At 70.7% G+C, this 7,320-nt stretch carries 5 protein-coding genes and 1 pseudogene; 2 read left to right on the forward strand and 4 right to left on the reverse strand.

Annotated elements, in window-relative coordinates:
- Positions 1 to 359: 359 nt before the first annotated feature.
- The gene (locus H180DRAFT_RS18765) at positions 360 to 1,334 is read left to right on the forward strand and encodes a GNAT family N-acetyltransferase (RefSeq protein WP_055487268.1); all 975 of its coding nucleotides are present in this window, start codon (positions 360 to 362) and stop codon (positions 1,332 to 1,334) included.
- 122 nt (positions 1,335 to 1,456) lie between these two features.
- Here H180DRAFT_RS18765 and katG read toward each other — a convergent pair whose 3' ends face one another.
- From katG to H180DRAFT_RS18785, 4 genes are all read right to left on the reverse strand, one after another.
- The gene (katG, locus tag H180DRAFT_RS18770) at positions 1,457 to 3,694 is read right to left on the reverse strand and encodes a catalase/peroxidase HPI (RefSeq protein ID WP_055487235.1); all 2,238 of its coding nucleotides are present in this window, start codon (positions 3,692 to 3,694) and stop codon (positions 1,457 to 1,459) included.
- Between the two features lie 28 nt (positions 3,695 to 3,722).
- On the reverse strand, positions 3,723 to 4,127 hold the full coding sequence (locus H180DRAFT_RS18775; protein ID WP_302622448.1) for a Fur family transcriptional regulator: 405 nt from the start codon (positions 4,125 to 4,127) through the stop codon (positions 3,723 to 3,725).
- 149 nt (positions 4,128 to 4,276) lie between these two features.
- The gene (locus H180DRAFT_RS18780; RefSeq protein WP_055487237.1) at positions 4,277 to 4,900 is read right to left on the reverse strand and encodes a LysE family translocator; all 624 of its coding nucleotides are present in this window, start codon (positions 4,898 to 4,900) and stop codon (positions 4,277 to 4,279) included.
- 70 nt (positions 4,901 to 4,970) lie between these two features.
- Positions 4,971 to 6,494, reverse strand: a complete 1,524-nt coding sequence (locus tag H180DRAFT_RS18785) for an MFS transporter (protein ID WP_079100221.1) — start codon at positions 6,492 to 6,494, stop codon at positions 4,971 to 4,973.
- Positions 6,495 to 6,872: 378 nt separating this feature from the next.
- Here H180DRAFT_RS18785 and H180DRAFT_RS18790 point away from each other — a divergent pair.
- Positions 6,873 to 7,320, forward strand: a pseudogene (locus tag H180DRAFT_RS18790) (transcription termination factor Rho); the annotation flags it as partial.

Raw genomic sequence — 7,320 nt, forward strand, 5'->3', positions numbered from 1 at the left:
AGCCGAACCAGTACATCCGCATCCGGGCGCCCTCCGGAACCGCCCCGGCGGAAACCCGGTGGACGGACACGGCAGCGGCCGCTACGGTGCCCTCACCGAGCCGGCCCACGGCCGGCGGGCCCGACGGCACAGGAGAGGAGGCGAGAGGCGATGTGCGGCACACCCACACCCACGCGCTCCTCCCCCCGGGCCTTGCGGCCCGGGTGGTACCCCCACCCCCTGGATCCGGGCCCTGCCCGCGCGGGGGGCCTCCCGCCCTCGGCGGCGCCTCGTCCATGAGGAGGCACCGGCACAGGTAGGTGGTGTACCTCCGGGGAGCGCAACGCTCCTTCCGGAAGGACCACTTGACCATGACCGGCATGACCGGAGACCTCGTCGTCCGCACTCTCGCGGAGTCCGAGGCGCGTGACGTCTTCACCTCCCTGCACGACCCCGGCCTTGTGGGCAGGCCCCTGCTCGGCCGTCCCTACAGCACCGTCGCCGAGGGCGGGGAGTACCGCCCCGAGTGGACGTGGGTCGCCGAGCGCGACGGGCGCGTCGTCGCCCGGGCGGCGTGCTGGGCAGGGCCGGGCGCCCAACAGCCCGCTCTGCTCGACTGGTTCGACTTCGAGCCCGGTGAGGACGAGGCCGCCCTGCGGCTGCTGCGCGCCCTCACCCCCAAGGTCGCGTTCGAACTCGTACTGCCGCCGGGCTGGCGGACCGACCCCGCCGTGCGGGCAGCGGCCGAGGCACGCATCAGCGCTGCCACGGCGGCGGGCTGGACCCCCCTCGTCGAGCGCTTCCGCTACGACTGGACTCCCCCGGCGGCGCAGGACCCCGAGGGGCTGCCCGAGCGCCCCGGCCGTCTCCACTTCCGCCCCGAGCCGGACGACGAGGTGATCCTCGACGTGCTGCGCCAGGTGCAGCACGGCACACTCGACGCACACGCCCGGCACGCCCTCGCCGCCGGGGACACGGCCGCCGCCGGCATCGAACGGGCCGCCCGCGAGGACCTGGAACACCTGCAGTGGATGGCGACGTTCGGCGGGCGCGAGTGGTGGCGACTGGCGTACACGCCCGACGGCGAGCTGGCCGGTCTGCACGTGCCGGGGCTCATCCCCAGCGGCTACGCGGTCGGGTTCATCGGCGTGGTGCCCGGGCAGCGCGGCAACGGCTACGCCCACGACCTGCTCGTCGCGTGCACGCGCCTGCTCGCCGCCGAGGGCGCCCGTTCGATCGCGGCCGCCACGGATCTGGGCAACGCGCCGATGGCCGCCGCGTTCGCGAAGGCGGGATACCGCGTCATCCAGCACCGCTTCTGCATGACGCCGCCGCACGGCCCGGAGGAGGCATAGAAAGGACGCACAGAAAGAGGACGCATAAAAAGGGCCGGGTGCCCGGGCTCCGCAGCGGAGCCCGGGCACCCGGCCCGGTCGTCCGGACCGGTGGCCCGGTCCGTACGGTTGTGCTCGGACGATCAGGCGATGTCGAACCGGTCGAGGTTCATGACCTTGTCCCACGCCGCGACGAAGTCGCGCACGAGCTTGTCCTCGGCGTCGTCGCACGCGTAGACCTCGGCGAGAGCGCGCAGTTCGGAGTTCGAACCGAAGAGCAGGTCGACACGGCTGCCCGTCCACCTGAGCTTGCCCGTGGCCGTGTCGCGGCCCTCGAAGGTCTCGGAGGTCTCCGACGGCTGCGACGTCGGCTCCCACTTCGTGCCCATGTCGAGCAGGTTCACGAAGAAGTCGTTGGTCAGCGCGCCCGGGTTGTCGGTGAGCACGCCGTGCGACGACTTGTCGAAGTTCGTGTCCAGCACGCGGAGACCGCCGATGAGCACGGTCATCTCGGGCGCGCTCAGCGTGAGCAGGTTCGCCCGGTCGATGAGCAGGTACTCGGCCGGAAGCCGGTTGCCCTTCCCGAGGTAGTTGCGGAAGCCGTCCGCGGTCGGCTCCAGCGCCTCGAAGGACTCCACGTCGGTCTGCTCGGCCGAGGCGTCCGTACGTCCGGGCGTGAAGGGAACCTCGACCTGGTGGCCGGCGTTCCGGGCCGCCTGCTCGACGCCCGCGCAGCCGCCGAGGACGATCAGGTCGGCCAGCGAGATCTTCTTGTTCCTGGTCTGGGCGGAGTTGAAGCTCTCCTGGATCTCCTCCAGCTTGCGCAGGACCGCGGAGAGCTGGTCGGGGTTGTTGACCTCCCAGCGGTTCTGCGGCTCCAGGCGGATGCGCGCGCCGTTGGCGCCGCCCCGCTTGTCGCTGCCGCGGAACGACGCGGCCGACGCCCACGCGGTGGAGACCAGCTCGGAGACCGTCAGACCCGACTCGAGGATCCGGGTCTTGAGGGCGGCGATGTCGTCCGCCCCGACGAGCTCGTGGTCCACGGCCGGAACCGGGTCCTGCCAGATCAGCCGCTCGCTCGGAACCTCGGGACCGAGGTAGCGCTCGATCGGGCCCATGTCACGGTGGGTCAGCTTGAACCAGGCCCGCGCAAAGGCGTCCGCGAACTCCTCGGGGTGCTCGAGGAAGCGGCGCGAGATCGGCTCGTAGACCGGGTCCATGCGCAGCGAGAGGTCCGTCGTCAGCATCGTCGGGGCGTGGCTCTTCGAGGAGTCGTGGGCGTCGGGGACGGTACCCGCGCCGGCGCCGTCCTTCGGCTGCCACTGGTGCGCACCGGCGGGGCTCTGCGTCAGCTCCCACTCGTAGCCGAAGAGAATCTCGAAGAAGCTGTTGTCCCACGTCGTCGGGGTGTTCGTCCAGGTGCCCTCGAGTCCGCTGGTGATCGCGTCACCGCCGACTCCGGTGCCGTGGTTGCCCTTCCAGCCCAGGCCCTGCAACTCCAGCGGGGCGGCCTCGGGTTCGGGGCCGAGGTGGGAGTCGGGAGCCGCTCCGTGGGTCTTGCCGAAGGTGTGGCCACCGGCGATCAGCGCGACGGTCTCCTCGTCGTTCATCGCCATGCGGCGGAACGTCTCGCGGATGTCGCGGGCGGCGGCGATCGGGTCCGGGTTGCCGTTGGGGCCCTCCGGGTTGACGTAGATGAGGCCCATCTGGACGGCGCCGAGGGGGTTTTCCAGCTCCCGGTCCCCGCTGTAGCGCTCGTCGCCGAGCCACGTGGTCTCGGGGCCCCAGTAGACGTCCTCCTCGGGCTCCCAGACGTCCTCGCGGCCGCCTGCGAAGCCGAAGGTCTCGAAGCCCATGGTCTCCAGGGCGACGTTGCCCGTGAGGACCATCAGGTCGGCCCAGGACAGCTTGTTGCCGTACTTCTTCTTCACCGGCCACAGCAACCGGCGGGCCTTGTCGAGGTTCCCGTTGTCCGGCCAGCTGTTGAGGGGCGCGAAGCGCTGCTGGCCCGCGCCGGCGCCGCCGCGGCCGTCGCTGATGCGGTAGGTGCCCGCGCTGTGCCAGGCCATACGGATCATGAAGGGGCCGTAGTGGCCGAAGTCGGCAGGCCACCAGTCCTTCGAGTCCGTGAGCACCTGCTCGATGTCGCGCTTGACGTCCGCGAGGTCGAGGGACTTGAAGGCTTCGGCGTAGTCGAAGTCCTTGCCCATGGGGTTGGCCTCGGCGGGGTTCTTGGCGAGGACCTTCAGGTTGAGGCGGTTCGGCCACCAGCCGCGGTTCCCGCCGCCCTGGGTCGGGTGGGGGGCGCGGCCGTGCGCGACCGGGCAGCCTCCACTCTCCGTGTTCGCCTCGTCGACGACTGCTTCATGGTTCTCAGACACGGAATTCCTTCCACATGGATCAGGATGATCAGGAGCTTGGTACGGCGGAACAGCCGGGGCACAGGCCCCAGTAGATGACCTCGGCCTCGTCGATCGCGAAGCCGTGGTCGTCCGACGCGGTCAGGCAGGGGGCCTCACCCGTCGCGCAGTCGACGTCGGCGACGGTGCCGCACGACCGGCACACCACGTGGTGGTGGTTGTCCCCGACCCGCGCCTCGTAGCGCGCCAAGGAGCCCGGCGGCTGGATGCGCCGCACCAGACCCGCGGCGGTCAGCGCGCGCAGCACGTCGTAGACGGCCTGATGGGAGACCGCGCCGAGATTCTCACGCACGAAACCGGTGATCGATTCGGTCTCGGCGTGCGGATGCTCGTGCACTGCGTGCAGCACTGCCACACGGGGCCGCGTGACTCGCAGTTCGGCCTCGCGCAGCATGCGCTCGACGTCCGAGGTGGTAGGCACGGTCCGAAGCCTGCCGCAAAAACTGGAATCAATCAAGAAAGACACCTGAATCGGCTGCCGCCCGAAGCGAAACCGCCCGACCGACGGGCACACGGGCTGCCCCCACACACCCCGGCTCCTCCCTAACCCTCCAGCGCCAGCCGGACGCCGAGCACCAGCAGCACACCGCCCGAGATCTGCTCCAGCCTGCGCCGTACTCCCGCGCGGGAGAGCACACGCCGCATCCGCCCGACGAACCACACGTAGATGCCGTAGTAGCCGACCTCGAAGACCGCCCAGACCGCGGCCAGCGTCACCATCAGCGGCAACTGCGGCGCACCCTCCGGGACAAATTGAGGCAGAAAGGACATTGCGAACACTGCCGCCTTCGGATTCGCGAGATTCAGCAGCAGCCCGGCGCGGTAGCACCGCCCGACGCCCTCCTGCGCCGGCCCGGAAGCCGCGGCCATCTCGAAGCTGCCGCCCCGGCGCGCCGCGCGGATCGCCTGCACACCGAAGACGATGAGGACGGCCGCTCCCCCGAACCTCAGTACGCCGTAGGCCAGTTCGGACGCCGCGAGCAGCGCGGTCAGCCCGAACGCGGCGACGAGGCCCCAGAGGAAGACCCCCGTCTCGTTCCCGAGCACCGTCATGAACCCCGAGCGGCGGCTGCGCAGGGAATTGCGGATGATCAGCACAGTGCTGGGGCCCGGCGACATGGCGATAAGGAGACATGCGCCCAGAAACGGCAGAAGAGTCGTGTGCATGCGAGTCATCCTGGCCGCACGTCCGGGAGTTGGCGAACGGATTTCAACCGGCGCGGCCGAGGTCCGCGGGTCAGACGTGCGCGTCGCGTCCGGACTTCCCCGGCAGGAACGAGGCGACGATCAGACCGGTCAGGGCGGCTCCCGCCGCGATGAGGAACGAGACGCGGAAGCCCTCCTGGCTGGGCACGGCGGTGCCGCCGGCCGGGATGCTCATGCGTGCCAGCACCACGCCGACGACGGCGCTCGAGGTGGACGTGCCGATCGAACGCATCAGCGTGTTCAGCCCGTTCGCCGCCCCCGACTCCGACTGCGGGACGGCGCCGATGATCAGCGCGGGCATCGCCGAGTAGGCGATGCCGATGCCCACACCGATCAGGACGGCGGTCAGCACGACCTGCCACACGGCATCCATCAGTGCCGTTCCGGCCAGATAGGCGACGGCGAGTACCACCAGGCCCGTCATCAGTGAGACCTTCGGGCCGCGCGTCTCGGAGATGCGTGCCGAGAGCGAGGAGACGAGCATCATGGCGAGGCCCATCGGTGCCACGCACACACCCGCCACGACCATCGTCTGCCCGAGGCCGTACCCGGTCGAGCGCGGCAGCTGGAGCAGCTGCGGCAGCACCAGCGTCGCGGCGTAGAAGGCCAGACCGACGGTGATGGAGGCGAGGTTGGTCAGCAGCACCTGGCGGCGGGCCGTGCTGCGCAGGTCGACCAGCGGCTCGCGCACGCGCAGCTCCATCAGCCCCCACAGGACGAAGACCACCGGCGCGGCGGCGAAGAGGCCCAGCGTGGTCCCGCTGCCCCAGCCCCAGTCGCCGCCCTTCGATATCGCGAGCAGCAGCAGGACGAGCCCGGCGGTCAGCCCCAGCGCTCCGGGGACGTCGAAGCGGCCTCCCGTGCGATGCGCGGACTCCGGAACGACGGCGGCCACCAGCAGCATTGCCAGGACGCCGAGACCGGCCGACCCGAAGAACAGCACGTGCCAGTCGGCGTGCTGGGCGATGTACGCGGCCGCGGGCATGGCGAGGGCACCGCCGACGCCGAGCGACGAACTCATGAACGCCATGGCCGAACCGAGCCTGTCGGCAGGCAGTTCGTCCCGCATGATGCTGATCCCGAGCGGGATCGCGCCCATTGCGAACCCCTGGACCGCGCGCCCCGCGATCATCGGCACGAGCGACGAGGTCAGCGCGCACATCAGCGAACCGGCCACCATCGCCGTGAGGCTGACGAGGATGAGCCGGCGCTTGCCGTACAGGTCGCCGAGCCGTCCCATGACGGGCGTCGCGACGGCACCGGAGAGCAGCGTCGCCGTGACGACCCAGGCGGCGTCGGGCGAGGTGGCGCCCAGCAGCTGCGGCAGCCGGGCCACGACGGGGACGAGCAGCGTCTGCATGACCGCGACCGAGATACCGGCGAAGGCCAGTACCGCCACGACTCCCCTGCCGGCGCCCTTGGTTGCCTCTCCGGGCGGGCCGGTGGCCGCCGTCCCCGCACCGGCGCCCGTCCCGCCGCCGGTGCCGTCCGTCCAGGGGCTCCGCGGACGCGGTTCGGCGGAGGAGGACGAGGCGGCGCTGCGGGCATGGGTCATGCGGACTCCGTTGCGTGACGGACGGCTGTTCGGGTCACTTGTAACGTACAAGCGAACCGCCGTACCCTGCCCGGTTGTTCCGCTCCGGGCCGTGGGAAGGGCGAGCAGGCGGGCAAGGCCGTGTTTCCCGGCGGCCAGCGGGGGAAGTGCACGCATGACGGTGTGGTCCGTCCACCGTCCAGAGCCTGCGGCCGTCTCCCCGTCCGCCCGGACCGCCGGAGCGCCTTGCGGGGCACGGCAGAGGCTCCCGTCTTCTCCGCTTCAGCAGGCGAGGACGCAGGTACGTATCCGCCGTCCGGAAGGCCCTCTGTGAAGAACGACACCACCGAAACGTCCGCCCACCCAGGCGCCGAACAGGGCCGGCAGTCCAAGCGTGACGGCCGTCGTGGTCGTCGGGGTCGGTATCGGGATCGTCGTGGGCGTCGTGGTGGGCGTGAGGATGCCGAGCCGCAGATCGCTGAGGATGATGTGCTGATTCCGGTGGCCGGGATCCTGGACATTCTCGACAACTATGCGTTCGTGCGGACGTCGGGGTATCTGCCGGGGCCGAATGATGTGTATGTGTCGCTGGCGCAGGTCCGCAAGAACGGGCTGCGCAAGGGTGATCACGTCACGGGTGCGGTGCGGCAGCCGCGTGAGGGGGAGCGGCGGGAGAAGTTCAATGCTCTGGTGCGGCTGGATTCGGTCAACGGCACTTCGCCGGAGGGCGGCAGGTCGCGGGCGGAGTTCAACAAGCTGACGCCGTTGTATCCGCAGGAGCGGCTGCGGCTGGAGACGGAGCCGAACCAGCTCACCTCGCGGATCATCGATCTGGTCTCGCCGATCG

This window comes from Streptomyces sp. WMMB 322 (assembly GCF_900090145.1).
Lineage (GTDB): Bacteria > Actinomycetota > Actinomycetes > Streptomycetales > Streptomycetaceae > Streptomyces.